Here is a 19,518-nt window from a genome sequence, read left to right as displayed (position 1 = left end):
AGGGTTTCATAAATTTTAGTTTTCGATATTGGTATTTGCTGGTGCAAAATTCGTTCGGGCGTATTACCTGAGTTTTTCGGCAGTTTTAACAGAAAGTGAAGTTTAAGCCAGGGTCAGTTAACAATTTGGTAATACAATAGCCTCTTGGCTTAGAACCACTTAGGGTTAGCAGGCTCTATTTTTAATCCTATTTTTATCTAGTTGTCGCAGAAAAAGTCCAAGTCGCCGAAGGCTCATTGCCTTTTGCTCATTTTTGCCAAATTTTCTGTATATTTCGACCACTGTTCACCTAATTTAGCTTCATCACGGATGAGACGATTGATTCTGGCCATCGGCGTTTTTTGTGCAGGATGGTCTTCAGTGTATGCCCAACGGGGCAATCTTCCCTCAGCGGAGTTCAATGCGAACACGCGATTTGAACAACTCGGCACCGCCCTGCCTACCCCCAACTCGACGCGTGCTGCTTCGGGAGCTCCAGGAAAAGAATACTGGCAGCAACGGGCTGATTATGACATTAAAGTAGAATTGGATGATGCCAACCAACGCATCATCGGAACGGAGACGGTTACCTATTTTAACCATTCTCCCGACGATCTGCCTTACCTCTGGATTCAGCTGGATCAGAACCTGTTCAAGAAAGACGCCATCGGAGCCACAACGCAGTTGGGTGGGGTTAATCCACAGGGTATGTCAGCAGGTCAGTTAACGAAGCTGGCGGGTACGTCGACGAAAGAGTACGGCTATAACATCACTTCGATCAAAGACGCGAAAGGGAACCCGCTGCACACGGTGACTAACCACACCATGATGCGGATCGATTTACCTACGCCTTTGAAGCCCAATCAATCCGTTAGTTTTTCGGTCGAATGGAATTACAACATCACGGAATACTATGGTCGCTCGGGTTATGAGTTTTTCAAAGACGGTAACTACAATTACTTTATCGCTCACTGGTTCCCCCGCATGGCGGTTTATGACGACGTAAACGGCTGGCAACACAAGCAATTCCTGGGTCAGGGTGAATTCACCGTGCCTTTCGGAAATTATAAAGTAGCCATCACTGCCCCCAGCGATCACATCGTAGGAGCAACGGGCGAGTGCCAGAACTATTCGCAGGTGTTATCCAAAACGCAGATGGATCGCCTGAACAAAGCGAAGAAAAACTTCAAGGAGCCTACGTTGATCGTTACGCAGGAAGAAGCCGTAGCCGCTGAGAAGAACAAGGCAACGGGCAAAAAAACCTGGGTTTTCAAAGCCGATAATGTTCGTGACTTTGCCTTTACCAGCAGCCGGAAATTCATCTGGGATGCCATGATGACGAACGTACAGGGTAAAGACATCCTTTGCATGAGTTACTTCTCGAAAGAAGGGAACCCCCTGTGGGAAAAATACTCGACTCAGGTGATTGCTCACACGCTGAAGAGTTACTCTGCCCGTACGATTCCTTACCCCTACCCTGTGGCTATTTCCTGCCACGCAACGCCCGGTGGTGGAATGGAGTACCCCATGATTTCCTTCAACGGTGGTCGTCCTGAGCCCGATGGAACGTATTCAGAGTCTGTAAAATACGGGATGATTGGCGTTATCATTCACGAAGTAGGTCACAACTTCTTCCCCATGATTGTGAACTCCGATGAGCGTCAGTGGTCATGGATGGATGAAGGTTTGAATACCTTCTGCCAGTACCTGGCCGAGCAGGAATGGGATCGTAACTACCCCAGCCGTCGTGGTGAGCCTCAGTATATCGTTGATTACATGAAATCCGCTCCTAACACGCAGGTGCCTATCATGGCTTCTTCGGATAACATCATGCAGTTTGGTCCTAATGCTTACGCAAAACCTGCCACCGCTCTGAACATTCTGCGGGAAACGGTAATGGGTCGTGAATTATTTGATTACGCCTTCCAGGAATACGCTCGTCGCTGGGCCTTCAAACATCCTACACCTGCGGATTTCTTCCGTACGATGGAAGATGCTTCCGGTGTGGATCTGGACTGGTTCTGGAAAGGCTGGTTCTACGGCGTTGAACCCGTTGATCAGGATTTAGCGGAAGTAGAATGGTTTGCCATTGATGCCATGGACCCAGCCATCACCAAGGCTGCTCAGAAAGCTGCCGATGAAAAGAAACGCCAGACGATGGCCGTACAACGGAATAAAAAAGACATCAAACAGACCGTGGTTGAAGCCAATCCGGCGATGAATGATTTCTATAATAGCTACGACCGTTATGCCGTTACTGAAGCCGACAAAAAGAAATACGCCGATTACCTGGCTACTTTATCTGACGACGAACGTAAGTTATTAGAGTCCGGTAAGAATTTCTATACCTTGAGTCTGAAAAACAAGGGAGGCGTTCCGATGCCCGTTATTCTTCAGGCAAAGTACGAAGATGGCACGACGGAAGTATTCCGTTTCCCCGCTGAAATCTGGCGGATGAACGATGTCAGCATCAAAAAGGTAATTCCAACGGATAAAAAAGTAGCTCAATGGACGCTCGATCCCTTCCTGGAGATTGCCGACATTGATACCGAGAACAACAGCTACCCCCGTCAGGCAGCACAACCGACCCGTTTCCAGATGTACAAACAACGTCAGGGAGGCTCTCAGCAACCAAACCCGATGCAACAACAGCGTCAGGGAGCCAGCGGAGCCGTTGGAGGTCGCAATTAATTTTCTTTGATTACAAGGTGGTAATCAACCCTTTAGTGTCCCGAACCAAGTTCGGGACACTTTTTTTTAGAAATTTATCGGGCTCAAGTTGCGGAAAGGGCATTTTTACCCCTATATTTGCACCCACATTTTCGGGATGTGGCGCAGTCCGGTAGCGTACTTGCATGGGGTGCAAGGGGTCGTGGGTTCGAATCCCGCCATCCCGACTTTACAAAAACAGACCTGCTCAGTAATGAGCGGGTCTGTTTGTTTTTAAGGCTTTTACTCTTCGCAGAAAGTTGCCAGGAATAGCTAATAAAACTGGAATGCTGAGCCCAGATTCTATTCCTTTCTGAAGCGAATCCTGAACTTACACAAAATGAATGCCGATTCTGTAAGGTTTGCTTCGGAGTTGATCACATCTTTCATCCTTCCGAAAAAACCATAGTTGTTACGGCCTATTTCATTGTACTGACAGACCAAAAAATCTTGTTCTTTATCAATAAAGATAAGCGAAGACTAGCCTTCCTGTTTTTCTAACTTCAAGTCTAATTCATCTTTTTTAAATGCAATAAAAAAAATTTCAGCCTGCAAACGTTTGCGAAATCATTTCCGCAAACGTTTGCAGAAAAGTTTAACAAAAACGTGTTTTAATTATATTTTTCTTTTTATTCTATTTGCTCCCCTTAGGCAAATGAAATAAAAAATGAAAAAATTATTATTTACTCTACTGCTCCTCGGGGGATATACCAGTTTCGCACAATCAGTTGTTGCCACTCTGAAAGGGCGGGTACTGGGCACTAAAAATGAACCCCTCATTGGTGCCTCTATTGTCTTGTTACCTGACAATAAATATTTTATTACTGACCAGGACGGAAACTTTACTCTGGAAGGTCTTCCTGCCGCCAAGGATGTCAGGCTTAAGTTTTCCTATTCTGGGTATACCGCTACGGAACGAGTAGTTGATTTAAGTTCGGGAACGGCTCCTAATTTGGTCGTTGTTCTTAAGGATGATCCACTCGAATTATCCGCTGTAGTAGTTACTGGTGTAGCGAATCCCGTTTCCAAGCTGACCTCCAGTGTCTCGATCAGTACGATTAAAGTGGACGATATCCAGAAGTCATCGCCTCGTACTACGGCTGAAATCTTTCGTACCATTCCCGGTATTAAAGCTGAAGCCTCAGGAGGTGAAGGTAACACCAACATCACTGTTCGGGGTGTACCCATTTCTTCAGGGGGTTCGAAATACCTGCAACTTCAGGAAGATGGTTTGCCCGTATTGCAGTTCGGAGATATTGCCTTTGCTACTTCCGACATCTTCCTGCGAGCGGATCAGACGCTGGCTCGGGTGGAAGCTATTCGTGGCGGTTCCGCATCTACACTGGGAACAAACTCACCCGCTGGTATCATCAACTTTATCAGCAAAACGGGTCAGAAGCAGGAAGGAAGCATCGGCATGAGTGCGGGTCTTGATTACGGCAATTTCCGCACGGATTTTAATTATGGATCTCCTATCGGCAATGGTTTTCATTTCAACGTAGGTGGCTTCTACCGACTCGGCCAAGGACCTCGGACGGCTGGTTTTACTGCCAACAACGGCGGTCAGCTTAAAATGAACCTGACGAAAAATTTCTCGAATGGGTATGTTCGTCTATACGCTAAGTACCTTAATGACCGGGCTGCTTCGTACATGCCCATGCCTATCCAGGTAACTGGAACGAATAGCCATCCTACCTATTCCGCCGTAGAGGGCTTTGATCCCAAGCACGGATCCTTGCAGAGTCCTTACCTACTACATGATTTGGGTTTGGGCGTAAACGGCGAATTACGTCAGGCTAACGTAGCCGATGGAATGCATCCCGTCTCTTCTTCGGTTGGTGCAGAGTTTAGCTTTGATTTGGGCGAAAACTGGTCCATCGAGAGCCGGGCTCGTTATTCACTCAATAGTGGCCGTTTCATCTCTCCTTTTCCGGGCACAGCGGGTAGTACATCATCTATGCTGAGTGCGATTGCAGGTGCTCAGGGCTGGAATCTGAACAATGCACGACTGACTGACGCCATTACAGGAGCTGCTTTTACGGGTAGCCGGGCCATGATTATTCACATGTTCGATGTGGAGCTGAACAACCTTAATAATTTCGTTAACGACTTCAAGTTGAAGAAAGATTTTGGAGCAGGTTCCGTAACGTTTGGTTTCTATAAAGCATACCAGAATATTGCCATGTCCTGGGCTGTGGAATTCTTACCTGACTACCCTGTCAGGCAAGGGACTGCGGCCCCTGGATATTACGAATGCCAGTGGCACGCGACTTACGCAAAACGGCCAGTTTGCTTATGGTGTACCCTTGTGGGGAAATCTGCAACGGGACTATAACACGGCTTACAATATGTCCGCTCCTTACGTAAGTGGCTCCTGGGAAGTTACGCCATCCCTCAACGTTGATGCCAGTGTACGCTGGGACTTTGGTCAGGTTAACGGTACCTATAGCGGGGGAACTACGGTACGTAAGGATATGAACAATGACGGCGTCATTCTTGCTTCGGAAGAAAAAGTGGCCTCTATTGACTACGCTAGCACTAAACCCGTCAACTATAAGTACAATTACGGTTCATTCTCGCTGGGAGCCAATTACAAGCTTCAGGAAAATCAGTCGGTGTTTGCCCGTTACAGCAGCGGTGCCACTACGAAAGCTGACCGGATTCTTTTCACTAGTAACGTTTTGGCTGACGGCAGCATCCGTGGCGTGAAAGATCAGATTGATCAGGCAGAACTTGGCTATAAAGGAAATCTGGGCTTCGGAGGATTATTCGTGACCGCTTTTTACTCTCGCGTGAACGAGCAGGGGGGCTTTGAAGCCACTACTCAGCGAGTGATAGCCAACCACTACCGCTCGTTTGGTCTGGAGATTGAAACTATTGTGAAGCTGTCCAAAGCCTTCACGATCAATGCCAGTGCTACACTGACCGACGCTAAAATTACGCAGGGTGCTAATCAGGGTAACTTCCCCCGCCGCCAGTCTCCCTTTATCTTTACCCTTCTGCCCAGCTATACGGCGGGTCCCCTGTCCATCGGTGTAAGTACGATTGGAACTGCAGGTTCGTATACGCAGGATGTCAATCAGTTAAAGATGAAAGGATACGTTATTTTCAATCCGTACATCAACTACCGATTCAGCTCTTTCCTCACGGGAACCATCAGTGGCAACAACATTACCAATACACTGGGGCTGACGGAGGCCGAAGACAGCTCCATTACAGATAACGCTACCAATATTGTTCGGGCACGATCCATCACGGGTCGTACCATCTCAGCCAGTTTATTATTAACTTTCTGAGTATTTACCGGGCGGGGGGAACGTCCTCCGCCCGTTTTTTTCTCCATTTCATCCCCCTTGCCTTCCAGCACGTATGGCATTTATTAAGCCCCCGCTCAGTTTCAGGTCCATCATCAATATGAATGTGGGCTTTTTCGGCATTCAATACAGTTTTGGATTACAGCAAACCAACATGACACCGCTGTATTCCTACCTGGGAGCCAATCCGGATGATATTCCCCTGTTAAATCTGGCTGGTCCCATGACGGGGTTGATCATCCAGCCCATTGTAGGAGCCATGAGCGATAAAACCATCAGCCGCTTTGGCCGACGGGTTCCTTACTTCATGATCGGGGCTATTTTTTGTAGCATCTGCCTACTCCTGATGCCTTTCAGCCGAACACTATGGATGGCAGCGGGTTTACTGTGGATTCTGGATGCGGCTAATAACATTACGATGGAACCGTACCGGGCTTTCGTCAGTGATAAACTTCCACCCTCCCAACACGCTACGGGTTTTTTAACCCAAAGCTTTTTTACCGGCCTGGGCATTACCCTGGCCAACCTGACGCCCAGTTTGCTGGTCGCTTCGGGGCTGATTCTTGAAAATAGCCGCAGCAGCAATCACATTACCTACACTACGTACGCGGCCTTTCTCATTGGGGCCGTGGCCTCCCTTACTTCGGTCCTTTACACAATTTTTACCACGAAAGAGTACCCCTTAACCGAGCAGCAGATTCAACAGATTAAACAAGAAACCCATCACGGCATCGGTTATATTTTTCGGGACATTGCTCAGGCCTTTCAGGACATGCCTCCACTGATGCGGCGATTGGGCGTGGTCTATCTTTTCAACTGGTACGCCATGTTTGTTTACTGGCAATTCATCACGTTGTGTCTGGCCAAAACCATTTTCAATACCCAGGACCCTAACTCACTGGCTTTTAGCTCGGCTCAGCTACTAACGGGGAAGGTCAATGCCACCTATAACATTGTGACGTTTTGTACGGCTTTCCTGCTGGGCTGGCTAGCCAAGAAAATCAGTCCAGTGGGTATCCACACGTTGAGTTTGCTGTTGGCAGGAGTTGGCTTGCTGGTACTACCACTGATTTCCAATACCTCCCTGCTCTTTCTGCCAATGATTGGTTTCGGAATTGGCTGGGCCAGTATGATGGGAACGCCGTACGTCATTCTAGCCGGAAGCATTCCCGAAGAAAAGACGGGCATTTATATGGGTATCCTCAACATGTTCATTGTGATGCCAATGATGCTGGAAACCCTGACGTTTCGCTACATCTATCGGTATGTGCTCCAGGGTAATCCCGTATATGCCATCTACTTTGCGGGCGTACTGATTACAATAGCGGCGGCATTGACCCTCACGCTGAAAATGGGCCGCACCCGCCAGCCAGAACTGGCGTATGCTTCACGCTAATTAACTGCTTTCATGCTATCTATTTCCGATTACGAACGCAGTCTGCATTTGCTGCAGCAAGCGGCAACCCCAACGGGATTTACCGCTGCCGTTCATGAACACGACAACTACAAACGCGTCTGGACCCGCGACGGCGTCATCACGAGTCTGGCCGCCCTGGCCAGTCAGGACCCTGCCCTGATCCAAACGGCAAAGGCGACCCTTCAGACCTTGTTCGATCATCAGCATCCGGTGGGGTTTATGCCCAGCAACGTTACGCCCGGTACAAACGCTGTTAGCTACGGCGGTACCGTTGGCCGGGCCGACAATCCTTCCTGGGCGGTGATTGGCCTGCTATTCTATACGCTTCATACGGGGGATACGACCCTGGCCGACCAATACCAGCCCCAGGTGCAAAAGTGTTTGTCAGTACTGGAAGCCTGGGAATTCAACGGAAAAGGTCTGATCTACGTCCCCCAAAGTGGCGACTGGGCCGACGAATACATTCAACACGGCTACATTTTATACGACCAGTTGCTTCGACTCTGGGCACTGGAGCTGGCGGCAGCCTATTACCATGATCAGGCTTATCGTGAAAAAGCTCAGCAGATTCGCTCACTGCTGCAAGTCAATTTCTGGTACAGTGAGCGTACTACCGGATTATATGCCGCCAATATGGTGCACCAAATGCCGTTAGTGCAGAAACCATACTGGTTGTTGGGGTTCAATCCCGCCCGAATCTATCCGCAGTTCGATCTACAGGCTAACGCTCTGGCTCTGCTTTTGGGACTGGGTACGCCGGATCAAAAGGTGACCCTGATCAACTTCATCCGGGCATCTTTGCAGTCCCAGCAGGATTTGTTAGCTTCCTTTTCTCCGGCCATTGAAGAAGATACTTTTTTCATGGAGGAACTCCGGCATAATCACGCCTATGGGTTCAGGAATTTTCCCCATGAATTTCATAACGGGGGGTTATGGCCCGTCTGGAACGGCTTCCTCGTTGCTGGACTCATGGCCTGTCAGGAAGTAGAATTGGCCCAGCAGGTAACCGAATACATCCACCGAGCCAATCACAAACATACCTCCGCCGCTTCCTTCGGTTTTTACGAAAATCTACACGGGTTAAGCAAGGACCCCATTGGCGTTCCGCTCTGTACCTGGAGTGCCGCCGGAGCCGTAATTGCCGAACTAAGCTTATCTGGATTTTCTTTTTCGCTTATCTAATCCACTAACTCATGCAATCTTACGTCCTTGTTATAGGGGAATTACTAATAGACGCCATTAGCTGTGAATATGTAGATCATTTGGGACAGGCGGCCTCCCTTAGCCTTCATCCTGGCGGAAGTGCTGCAAACTTTTGCCGATTCCTTCATACTTATCAGGTTCCAACGCGACTGGTTGCTGCAGTGGGTCAAGATGGACTGGGCCGTCAACTAATCGATCATTTACAAAGCATTGGCCTCGATACCTCATATGTAGCGACGGTGGCTCAGCACGCCACGTCACTCATCGTTGTAGGTCGCACAAAGGGTACGCCCGATTTTATACCGTATCGGGGTGCCGATGCTCAGATTGCTCCCATTACCGACGATTTGATTGAGCCAGCAGGCCTACTGCATACCTCTGCCTTTGCCCTGAGCCAGCAACCCGCCCGTGACACCATTTTACAGGCTTTCGACAAAGCCGCTCAGCGAGGCATTCCGGTATCGATTGACTGGAATTACTCCGAAAAAATCTGGGCGAATCCTGAGGAGGCCCGCCAGACCTTGGAGAAGCTACAAATGTTTAAACCTTTGTTCAAATTCAGTCTCGACGATGTAAGCCGAATGACGGGCGAGCCCATGAGCATTGTGCAGGCGAAAGTATACTTGTCCAATCTCCAGTCCAACGTAGTATGTCTTACCTGCGGCGGGGATGGAGTGTGGTACAAACACGCTCAGGAAGACTGGCAATACTTACCTGCTCAAGCTATTTCCGACATTAAAGATGCTACGGGGGCGGGCGATGCGTTCTGGGCGGGCTTCGTTAAGGCGTATCTACGAAATAGTCCTCTGGCCATATGCGTTCAGCAGGGTATTGATACTGCCTCCCAGCGATTGAGAGGAATACTCTAAGTAGAGTGTGATTGTATCGTGCTAAATTTTATTTATTTTGCACTATTTTACAAAATAAATTTCTTTCCGCTCGAAACGATTTATACCTACTGACGAGTAGCGTAAATTGTAGATACAATCCTCATGAAAGCTGAACCTACCACACTACGAAAACTTTCTGAACTTTTAGGCCTGAGTATCAGTACCGTATCCCGAGCACTTAAAAACCACCCGGATATTTCTGAAGCCACTAAAAAGAAAGTGTGGGAATTGTCAGCCGAACTCGACTACGAACCCAATACCTATGCCGTCAACTTAAGGACCAATCAGAGCAAGCTCTTTGGGGTGATAGTTCCTTCCATATCCAGCTATTTTTATAATTTCTTTCTGGCATCTCTGGAAGAAGAAGTGAAAAAGCAGGGATACTCGCTGCTGATTTTGCAGTCCGGGGATGATCCGGTTATGGAGTTATTTAATCTGAAGGTATGCAAGGAAAATCGAGTAGCTGGAATCTTCGCTTCTCTGACGTCCGAAACCAAAGACATTAGTGCCTTTCTCAAGCTAGCCGAACATTCCATTCCGGTTCTGTTTTTCGACAAGGTTCCTACCTGGGAACCTTGTCTTAAGGTATGCCTGGCCGATGAACAGGCGGCTCGTCTGGCGGCTCAGGCACTCATTGCCCAGAAAAAACAGCGAGTATTGGCTTTGTTTGGTCATCATAACATGTCCATTTCCATGATTCGTCGGCAGGCTTTCCTCGATGAACTGGAAAGCCAAGGCGTAGCGTATCAGGCTCTTGAAGTCACCAGTCAGACGCACGCCTATCAACAAACGTATCAGATGCTTACCTCGGACGCTTCCTTTGATACCATTTTTTCCATGAGCGACGAAATTCTTCTGGGTGTGTTAAAAGCGGTTCAGCAATCAGGCATTCAGGTACCAACTCAGGTAGGTATCATTGCGATCAGCGACGGCACCATTCCTCAGAACTATTATCCCGAAGTTTCCTACGTAGAAACCAGTGGTCGCAAACTAGGAAAACAAGCGATTGCCGCCATGTTTGAATGCATGCATTACGGACTAACCGCTCAGCAGTGGATGGTAGAATCTGTGTATGTGTCTGGGGGGACGCTGTAACTGTCTCTCTTGAGATTATTACCTGTCTTACTTCGCTATTAATAGTGAATCTACTAGTTTAAGGCACATTCATTCTATTTCTCCACAGATTCAGCTGGAATCAAATTGGCAGCAGTCTTTTAACTTCAGTATATCCGCTACTAGAAACCAGTATATAATTACGGGGCTGAAGCAGCCTTTAACTAATTGGAGTATGCCCTTTACATTTAAACTAATCTACTAACCTGATAGAAATATTAAAGTATATACTCAGCTAACGCAAGTAAGTTGGAAGAACAGCCCACATACTACCATGGTAAGTATGGTTGATTTTAGAATCAACTGGATGCCTAACTACTTGAAAAAATGGAATATCGAAACGTTTGCGAATAATCTAACAAACGTAAAAAAAATTCAGTTTACTAAAATTGATGCTACCCAACAATCGCAACAGCTTACATTTCTTCAACCTTTACATGTGGGCGTGTCGCTTACCAGATCTTTTTGAATTAGTTAACCATACCTATTCAGGCATCCTTTTGCCTTCTATATTTTAGTTTCCTTTAAACTCACTCCTCTTTTTTAATTCATCAACCGAACCACGTTATATTTTTCATCAATCACATACCGACTCGTATCCATAGTTAACTTTCCTCCGAGCCTATACTTGTTGTAGGTTCTGCTATACAAATACGTTTTGCTGGTGTCCTGCCGCGTTTTAATGCGGGCCTGCAGGGTGGAATCTATCGTTAGGTAATGTTTCAGAGAGTCGTAAAGAATAATCATTCGCTTGGCCGCGTCTTCCATCTCTATTTTATGAGCAGCCGTAGGCTGTACCCCCCTTTTCTGATCGGCTTCTACTTCATTAAGCTTTTCTTCGATCCTCTCTTTTTGATCCTGGTATTTATTCCAGAATACCTTAGTATACACTTCATTCGTAGCCAATCGCATGCGGTCGAGTTGGTTTTCATTGATCGTATCGAAAGCGACGGTCTTGATATCAAAAATAGCCAGGGAAAGCTGATAGGTTTCGGCGATATCCTCCATGTTGGCCCGAATGGCTTCATCAATCTTTGAACAGACTTCTTCTTTCGTAGGCGTGCAGGCCACTAAGGCTGCTAGGAAGGCAAGGGGTAATAAACAAAGTAACTTCACGAGTAATACGTTATGTTGATCACTCAAAGATAACCCTTCATTCCCTGTAATAGAATAATTGGCAGCTATGCATCGCTGAGGCGATCTCAGGTAGCATTACTGAGTCACGACAGAAAGCTATTGTTTTGATTATAAATAAAAAATGCCCTGCTTCTCAGCAGGGCATTTGGGAAACTATTTCTAAACAAACCTAATTCCAGCCACCGCCTAGAGCCTGGTAAATATTTACCATGGCGTTCAGTTGCTGCTTTTTGGTTTCAATCAATTCAAACTTCGATTCCAGGGCATCGCGTTGGGTTAATAACACCTCCATGTAATCGGCACGAGCGGCCTGAAACAGATCATTGGAAATGGCCGTTGACTGCGTCAGAGCTTCCACTTCTCTTTCCTGCAAACTGTAACTCTGCTCCAGGTTACCGATTTTTGCCATCTGATTGGCTACTTCAAAGTAGGCGTTCAAAATGGTTTTCTCGTAGTTATAAACGGCCTGAATCTGTTTTGCGTTCGCATTGGCGTAGGTTGCTTTGATCGCATTCCGGTTTACCAATGGCCCTACCAATTCACCCGCCAGCGAATACAGAATTGACTCGGGCGTTTTAATCAGATAGGCCGGATTGAACGCCCGGTAACCCAAAGCCGCACTGATTCCCAACGAGGGGTAAAACTGAGCTTTCGCTACCTGTACATCCAGTTTGGCTGCCGCCAGTTCCTGTTCCGCCCGTTTGATGTCGGGGCGATTGGCTAATAACTGCGAAGGCAAACCCGCCTGAATGGCCTGAGGAGTTAAGCGATTGAAGCTATCATCGTTACGGGGAATTGGCTGAGGATAACGAGCCAGCAGGAAGTTAATCCGGTTTTCTGTTTCAGTGATTTGTTGCTGAATTTTATACTGCAAACTGCGTGTATTTAATACCTGAGCTTCAAATCGACGAACGGCTAATTCCGTTACCCGCGTAGCCTGCTTCTGCAAGCGAACAATTTCCAGAGCGTTGGTCTGAATGTCGATGTTCTGCTTCAGGATCGCTAACTGGTTATCGAGAGCCAGCAACTCAAAATAGGAGTTGGCAATTTCAGCAACCAGGGAAGTAATGACGAAGTTTTTACCTTCAACCGTCGCCAGATACCGATTCACTGCGGCTTTTTTGAGCATTATGCAGCTTATTCCAGATGTCAATTTCCCAGCGAGCATACGCTCCTCCCAGGAAGTCAGGCACCGGATCAGGCATGGCACGACCAGGCTTCATTTCCGTAGTCGCTTCCATTGCTCCGATGTTGGTATAACGGGCCACTTTATCCACACCTACTCCGGCTTTCAAGCCAACGAAAGGTAAGTACTCCCCTCTTCTGACTCTGATTTCATTCCGGGAAATTTCAATCTCCTGCAACACCATATTTAACTCCTGGTTATTATGCAGGGCGGTGTCAATCAGGGCCGTCAGGTAAGGATCGTTATAGAATTCCTTCCACTTCAACTGAGCAGTGTTGGTACTGTCCTGCGAGTTGTTATAACTCGCAGGGGTTTTTCTATTCTCGGTTTTTGGTACCAGCGAAGGTACTTTACAGGCCGTTGTGTACAGTAAGGTGAACAGCGTAATCCCTACGTACTGAACAATTCTATTTTTAACCATGATGTTCAATTTCTTCAGTGAGGGGATTTTCGTCTTCATGCTTGATGAGTTTACGCTTAGCGGCAATACTGCCGAAGATGTAATACAAGCCGGGCACAATGATTACTCCGAATACGGTCCCGAAAAGCATACCTCCCAGAGCTGAAGATCCAATCGTACGGTTACCGATGGCACCAGGACCGGTAGCGATAACCAGAGGGATCAGACCAGCGATGAACGCGAAAGAGGTCATCAAAATGGGGCGGAAACGTTCTTTTGCTCCTTCAATGGCGGCTTCAAAGACGCTTACTCCCTGCTCGTGTCGCTGGACGGCGAACTCTACAATCAACACGGCGTTCTTACCTAACAGACCTACCAGCATGACCAAACCTACCTGAGCATAGATGTCATTGGCCAGACCCATCGTTTTGATTAACAGGAAGGATCCGAAAATCCCGGCGGGCAGTGAGAAAATAACGGCCAGCGGCAGGATAAAGCTTTCGTACTGAGCTGCCAATACCATGTAAACGAAGGCTAATACAATCAGGAAGATGACTACCGCCTCATTTCCACGAACCACCTCATCTTTGGATAGACCTGCCCAATCAATGTCAAATCCCCGGGGCAGCGTTTTTGCCGCTACTTCCTGAATCACTTTAATGGCCTCACCACTACTATATCCCTTCGCTGGAGCACCCCGGAAGGCCGCAGTTGTGTACATGTTATAGCGGTTAATCTCGTTGGCTCCCTGAGTTTTCTTGATCTTCATGAATGCCGAGAAAGGCACCATTTCATCGCGGTTGTTTTTCACGTAGAGCTGCATCAGATCGTCGGGTAAGCGGCGATATTCTGGACCAGCCTGCACGAACACCTTAAAGAAACGCTGGAACTTGATGAAACCTAATTCATACGAACTACCAATCAGGATGGACAGCGTGTTCATGGCTTTGCCAATCGAGACGCCTTTCTGCATGGCTAGTTTGTTATCAATTTCCAGTTCGTACTGGGGATAGTTCGCACTGAAGAAGGTGAACAGACCCGTCAGTTCTTTACGTTTTTTCAGCTCCGCCATAAAGTCGTTACTCACTTTCTGAAGCTGCTGATAATCGCCAGAGTTCGTTTTATCTAACAATTGCAGCGAGAACCCACCCGCAGCACCGTATCCAGGAACGGCTGGGGGATCGAAGAACTCGATGGTCGCTCCAGGGATTACCTTCGCTTTTTCTTCAAGTTCGTAAATGATCTCGTTTACCGTCTGCTTGCGTTCCGACCAGGGTTTAAGGTTAATCAAACAGGTACCGGCGTTAGAACCACGACCTTCCGTTAATACCTCATAACCTGCTAGTGCTGATACCGATTCGATTCCTTCAACTTTTTCGGCAATTGCCTGCAATTTGCGACCAATGTCATTCGTCCGTTCCAGCGTAGAACCTGGAGGCGTTTGAATAATCGCATAAATCATCCCCTGATCTTCGCTCGGAATAAAGCCAGAAGGGAGTGTTGTACTGATACCGAAAATACCGGCACCAAAAGCTAACAAAATACCGAAGGTGATCACCCGACGATTGACAATCAGTCGAAGCAGACCGGTGTACTTACCCGTTAGTTTATCGAAACCACGGTTAAAAGCATCCAGACCACGATTAAGGATGGTTTTCTTCCGAGGCTTACCGTGATTATTTTTCAGGATCATCGCACAAAGCACTGGCGTCAGTGTTAAGGCCACCAGACCAGAAAGTACGATAGACGTAGCCATGGTAATCGAGAACTGACGGTAGAAGATACCCACCGGACCCGACATGAAGGCTACGGGAATAAACACCGCCGTCATCAATAAGGTAATGGCGATTACGGCCCCGCTGATTTCGTTAAGTACTTTTTTCACCGCTTTATAGGGCGATAAGTGCTCTTCCTCCATCTTGGCGTGAACGGCCTCCACCACCACAATCGCATCATCGACTACGATACCAATCGCTAATACCAGGGCGAAAAGCGTAATCATGTTAATGGTCAGCCCGAAGAGCTGCATGAACATAAAGGCCCCAACCAGCGATACCGGAACGGCAATGGTTGGAATGAGCGTTGAACGCCAGTCCCCAAGGAAGATGAACACCACGAGAGCTACCAGAATAAAGGCATCCCGCAGGGTATGGATTACGTTTTCAATGGAAGCATCCAGGAAGTTAGATACGTCATAGCTGATTTTATAATCCATTCCGGGAGGGAAGGATGATTTTTTCAGTTCGTCCAGCTTAGCTTTTACTTCCTTAATTACATCACTCGCATTACTACCGTAGGTCTGCTTGAGCACGATAGCGGCGGAAGGATAGCCATTCAGGTTCGAGTAAATATCGTAATACTCACTACCTAACTCTACGTTGGCTACGTCTTTCAGATACAGAATTTCACCGTTAGGGTTAGCCCGTACGATTACGTTCTTATATTGCTCTACTTCGTTAAAGCGACCCTGATAGGTCAATACGTACTCGAGTGCTTCGGCCCGTTTTCCATCACTTCGGCCCAAACGACCGGGTGATCCAATCACACTCTGCTCATCCAGAGCATCCATCACTTCTTCAGCCGAAATATTATAGGCCCGCATCCGGTCGGGTTTCAGCCAGATACGCATGGCGTACTGACGGCTACCGAGGATACTCGCCTGTCCGATCCCGTTCAGACGCTGTAATTCGGGAATCATGTTCACCCCGGCAAAGTTGAAGAGGAACTTCATGTCGGCGTGCGGATCTTTACTGTACAAGTTGACGTACATCAACATGTTCGGAACAATCCGGTTTACAATTACCCCTTCCCGTTGAACCAGAACGGGCAAACGGTTCAGAACCTGAGCAATACGGGTATTGATGTTCAAAACCGCCTGGTCAGGGTTAGTTCCTAGGTTAAAAACTACCTGAATGTTAGCTTCCCCCGCACTGGTGGCATCGGAAGTCATGTATTTCATACCAGGAACGCCGTTAATGGCCTGTTCCATTGGAATCAGTACGGATTCCGTTAATACTTTGGCACTCGCTCCGGGATAAGAAGCCCGAACGATAACCATTGGCGGTGAAATTTCAGGGAATTGGGAAATAGGCAAGCTATTGATCGCAAGGATACCCGTAAATACGATTACCAACGATATAACAATAGCAAGTACTGGTCTATGAATGAACTGTTTAAACATGTTCTTGCTCTTTTAAAGGCTTGTACTACTCGGAATACACTTTCAGTTTCGGAATTACCGCTTTGGGGTCTTCGTAATCGAAGGTGATCTTGTCACCATCTTTCACTTTCCGAATACCTTCTAATAGAATTTTCTCGTCCGCCTTCAAACCGTCTCTTACGACGTATAAGTCCGGCATTTCAGCGGCGATATTGATTTCCCGAGTGTGTACTTTATTATCTTTTCCAACTACGAAAACGTAGCGTTTTTCAAGCACCTCGAAGGTGGCTTTCTGCGGAATAATAAGGGCGTTTTTCAGGGGAACGGTCATTTGAATATTACCCGTTTCACCGTGACGTAACAGACCTTTAGGGTTGGGGAAGGTAGCCCGGAAAGCAATGTTACCCGTTTCGTTATTGAAGTCCGCTTCAATGGTTTCAACCACCCCTACGTGTGGGAAAAGCTCGTTATTAGCCATCAACAGATGAACTTTCATTTTATCATCTGTTTGATTATGAGCCTTAAAGTTCAGATACTCAGCTTCTGGAACGTTGAAGTAAACCCAGAGCTGACGGTTATCAGAAAGAGTGGTTAATAACTGACCTTCATCCACCAAGCTTCCTAACCGAACCTGAAAACGGTCGATAATGCCATCAAAAGGAGCCCGGATTTCGGTAAACTGAAGGTGTACTTTAGCTAAGGAAAGTTCGGCTTTGGCTTTTTCCAGTTTGGCATTGGCCATCGCCAGTTCGTTTTTAGCAACGACGTTTTTCTCCGCCAGTGGTCTGGTATTTTCCACTTCGATCTCAGCGGCTTTTGCCTCAGCCTGAGCTTTTTCCATTTCAGCCTGATAGATGTTAGGCATGATACGGAACAACAGCTGGCCTTTCTTCACGAACTTACCCTCGTCTACGTAAATGTTCTGAAGGTAACCTCGCTCCTGAGCTCTTAATTCGATGTGACTAATGGAGTGGATTTGACACACATAATTCTGTGTAATTAAGGTGTCCATTTGAGCAGGACTGGTGACCAGATACTTGGTCTCTTCTTCCTTTTCTTCGTGTTTTGATTCACAGCTTGTTAGGTAGAACAGGCCAGACAAGCTCATCAGCATGAGAATTCTCTTCATAGCGGGAGCGGTTTTGCTTTTAGGGAGCAATACGGTTTTCGAAATGGATATTAAGTAGGAAAAGGGTAATGGGATCCGGCCCACTTAAACTTGGTAGCCAGACTTAAAATCAATGATTAATCTATTTATAATCAGCCATTTAAACACAAATGACTGCTTCTTGAATCATAAGCGAAGCACCCGCAAAACGATGTATTTATTAGCGGATGTACCTGAGGATTTTGTGTAGAAAGAATAAGGATGATTAACGTAACGATGATCATATACGGACGTTAAGGCATCGTAGAAACTGGAGAAATACTGGCTTACTTCCAGGCTTTTCTCCAAGGATTTGAGCTCCTCTTCTTCAACCTTCCTTTCAGCAGTTTCAATTGAATCCGTAGCTTCTTCAGCCGTGAATGGAATGGTTTTGATTAGTAAGGATCCTTCGTTTACAGAAACTTCTTTAACTGACTTTTTAATCTGGACGGGGGAATAATGAATAGGATTCTCATACGACGAAGCGTAGGAGTAACTGTATCCATTTAGAAGGATAAAACTTAGCGATAACAAGAATCGAATTAGCACCTTCATCGTTGATTAAAAAGAACCTGAATTAAGCAGGACACCCGTTATTAAAACACTTTTCTAACCGTTAATGACTGAGATTAAAAAGCATTTATAATCATTATGTAACAAAAAGAAGATAATTTAAAACCTATCTAATAACAGACCTCTAACCAATTACCTATAACACTGATAATCAGAAACTTAACTGTTACATCTACTCCCTTTGTACTTCAAAAGTAGACGCATCACATAAAATCCATCTTGAATACAGATTAAAATGGAATTAAAATGATCCATTTTCTTAATGATATTCAACCTCTTTACCAATGACGTTTGTGGGCTTTATAGGTCAAATCCATACATTCAAAAAATGGATTACTTGAATTAACCAATTGACTGTAAATGATTTACATAAAGTATTTTTAAAAGTTATTTCAATCGTAAAGCAAAAAGGTTATGCTTATTTCTAAGCATAACCTTTTTAAATCTAATTTAATATCATTAAAATCCAGTTGATGTCGCTACGCTTCTCCAGTCTGCCATATCTTTTTGAACGTTCTGAATTTTAGTCTCAGCGGTCGTGTATGCATCTTCTCCTAAGAACAGGTGTAATGGAGGATTCTCTACCTGAGATAAATCAATTAATACCTGAACCGCTTTTTCCGGATCACCGGGCTGGGCTTGATTGATCTGTTCGCGATGCATCTGCTGTGAAGTCCGAACGGCCTGATAGGCTTCAATGGGCTGTTTGGGTAAGCCTAGGGAGTTATCGGTCAGGAAATCTGTACGGAAGTAACCGGGGCTAACAATGGTCACCTTCACACCAAAAGCTTCAGATTCAGCCGCAAAAGACTCGGAAAGCCCCTGTACAGCAAACTTCGTTGCACAATAAATCCCCCAACCAGGGAAAGCCCCTGAGAAACCACCAATGGAAGAAATATTATAGTAACGCCCCGACTGCTGGGCTCTTAAATGGGGCATGGTAGCCCGAATCACATTCAGCAAACCAAAGACATTTACCTCAAAATTGTCTCTGGACTCGGTATCGCTTAACTCTTCCAGACTTCCGATTTGGCCGTAGCCTGCATTATTCACTACTACGTCTATACGACCAAATTTCTCTAGCGTCTGGTTCACCGCCTGTTGTACGGAAGCTTCACTCGAAAGATCCATTTCCAAAGCCAGAAACTGGTCCGTTTCACTCACTGCTTCCTGCAATGATTTTTTATTACGCGAAGTGGCAGCCACAGCATATCCCTGAGCCAATAATTTTTTAACCAGCGAGAGACCCAAACCCTTGGAGGCTCCCGTCACAAACCATATATTTTTCAT

At 46.5% G+C, this 19,518-nt stretch carries 12 protein-coding genes, 1 tRNA gene and 1 pseudogene; 8 read left to right on the top strand and 6 right to left on the bottom strand.

Annotation, left to right across the window (positions count from 1 at the left end):
- Window positions 1-309: 309 nt before the first annotated feature.
- The 8 genes from QE357_RS04050 to QE357_RS04015 all read left to right on the top strand — a co-directional run bounded on the left by QE357_RS04050 (window position 310) and on the right by QE357_RS04015 (window position 10,607).
- Entirely contained in the window at window positions 310-2,670 is a 2,361-nt protein-coding gene (locus tag QE357_RS04050; RefSeq protein WP_106635347.1) for a M1 family metallopeptidase, read from the top strand.
- Between the two features lie 132 nt (window positions 2,671-2,802).
- Window positions 2,803-2,876: transfer RNA gene (locus QE357_RS04045), tRNA-Pro, on the top strand.
- Between the two features lie 479 nt (window positions 2,877-3,355).
- Window positions 3,356-5,023, top strand: coding sequence for a carboxypeptidase-like regulatory domain-containing protein (locus QE357_RS04040; protein WP_309706043.1), 1,668 nt, complete (start codon window positions 3,356-3,358; stop codon window positions 5,021-5,023).
- On the top strand, window positions 4,995-5,984 hold the full coding sequence (locus tag QE357_RS04035; RefSeq protein ID WP_309706041.1) for a TonB-dependent receptor domain-containing protein: 990 nt from the start codon (window positions 4,995-4,997) through the stop codon (window positions 5,982-5,984). Before QE357_RS04040 ends, QE357_RS04035 begins: the two co-directional genes overlap by 29 nt.
- Window positions 5,985-6,057: 73 nt before the next feature.
- Window positions 6,058-7,398 (top strand): MFS transporter, encoded by a 1,341-nt coding sequence (locus QE357_RS04030; protein WP_309706039.1) that lies wholly within the window; start codon window positions 6,058-6,060, stop codon window positions 7,396-7,398.
- Window positions 7,399-7,410: 12 nt separating this feature from the next.
- A complete protein-coding gene (locus QE357_RS04025) occupies window positions 7,411-8,601 on the top strand; it encodes a glycoside hydrolase 100 family protein (RefSeq protein ID WP_309706037.1) in 1,191 nt (396 codons plus the stop codon).
- 11 nt (window positions 8,602-8,612) lie between these two features.
- Window positions 8,613-9,491, top strand: a complete 879-nt coding sequence (locus QE357_RS04020) for a carbohydrate kinase family protein (RefSeq protein ID WP_307142099.1) — start codon at window positions 8,613-8,615, stop codon at window positions 9,489-9,491.
- Window positions 9,492-9,614: 123 nt separating this feature from the next.
- Window positions 9,615-10,607, top strand: coding sequence for a LacI family DNA-binding transcriptional regulator (locus QE357_RS04015; RefSeq protein ID WP_106635091.1), 993 nt, complete (start codon window positions 9,615-9,617; stop codon window positions 10,605-10,607).
- Between the two features lie 561 nt (window positions 10,608-11,168).
- Here QE357_RS04015 and QE357_RS04010 read toward each other — a convergent pair.
- The 6 genes and pseudogenes from QE357_RS04010 to QE357_RS03985 form a co-directional block, all read right to left on the bottom strand.
- A complete protein-coding gene (locus QE357_RS04010; RefSeq protein WP_106635090.1) occupies window positions 11,169-11,741 on the bottom strand; it encodes a hypothetical protein in 573 nt (190 codons plus the stop codon).
- A 190-nt stretch (window positions 11,742-11,931) separates the two neighbouring features.
- Window positions 11,932-13,369, bottom strand: a pseudogene (locus QE357_RS04005) (TolC family protein).
- The gene (locus QE357_RS04000) at window positions 13,362-16,529 is read right to left on the bottom strand and encodes an efflux RND transporter permease subunit (protein ID WP_106635089.1); all 3,168 of its coding nucleotides are present in this window, start codon (window positions 16,527-16,529) and stop codon (window positions 13,362-13,364) included. Before QE357_RS04000 ends, QE357_RS04005 begins: the two are co-directional and overlap by 8 nt.
- Window positions 16,530-16,554: 25 nt before the next feature.
- A complete protein-coding gene (locus QE357_RS03995) occupies window positions 16,555-17,637 on the bottom strand; it encodes an efflux RND transporter periplasmic adaptor subunit (protein ID WP_106635088.1) in 1,083 nt (360 codons plus the stop codon).
- Window positions 17,638-17,802: 165 nt separating this feature from the next.
- Entirely contained in the window at window positions 17,803-18,204 is a 402-nt protein-coding gene (locus QE357_RS03990) for a hypothetical protein (protein ID WP_309706031.1), read from the bottom strand.
- 483 nt (window positions 18,205-18,687) lie between these two features.
- Window positions 18,688-19,518, bottom strand: coding sequence for an SDR family oxidoreductase (locus QE357_RS03985; protein WP_309706027.1), 831 nt, complete (start codon window positions 19,516-19,518; stop codon window positions 18,688-18,690).

Source organism: Siphonobacter sp. SORGH_AS_0500 (genome assembly GCF_031453245.1).
Classification (GTDB): domain Bacteria; phylum Bacteroidota; class Bacteroidia; order Cytophagales; family Spirosomataceae; genus Siphonobacter.
The sequence above is the reverse complement of the archived record's forward strand: the minus strand, read 5'-3'. Positions and strand labels throughout refer to the sequence as shown.

What these genes read in the sequence shown, in the direction of transcription:
- QE357_RS04050 (WP_106635347.1), top strand. Translation starts at nt 310, where the DNA reads ATGAGACGATTGATTCTGGCCATCGGCGTTTTTTGTGCAGGATGGTCT.
- QE357_RS04040 (WP_309706043.1), top strand. Translation starts at nt 3,356, where the DNA reads ATGAAAAAATTATTATTTACTCTACTGCTCCTCGGGGGATATACCAGT.
- QE357_RS04030 (WP_309706039.1), top strand. Translation starts at nt 6,058, where the DNA reads ATGGCATTTATTAAGCCCCCGCTCAGTTTCAGGTCCATCATCAATATG.
- QE357_RS04025 (WP_309706037.1), top strand. Translation starts at nt 7,411, where the DNA reads ATGCTATCTATTTCCGATTACGAACGCAGTCTGCATTTGCTGCAGCAA.
- QE357_RS04020 (WP_307142099.1), top strand. Translation starts at nt 8,613, where the DNA reads ATGCAATCTTACGTCCTTGTTATAGGGGAATTACTAATAGACGCCATT.
- QE357_RS04015 (WP_106635091.1), top strand. Translation starts at nt 9,615, where the DNA reads ATGAAAGCTGAACCTACCACACTACGAAAACTTTCTGAACTTTTAGGC.
- QE357_RS04000 (WP_106635089.1), bottom strand. Translation starts at nt 16,529, where the DNA reads ATGTTTAAACAGTTCATTCATAGACCAGTACTTGCTATTGTTATATCG.
- QE357_RS03995 (WP_106635088.1), bottom strand. Translation starts at nt 17,637, where the DNA reads ATGAAGAGAATTCTCATGCTGATGAGCTTGTCTGGCCTGTTCTACCTA.
- QE357_RS03985 (WP_309706027.1), bottom strand. Translation starts at nt 19,518, where the DNA reads ATGAAAAATATATGGTTTGTGACGGGAGCCTCCAAGGGTTTGGGTCTC.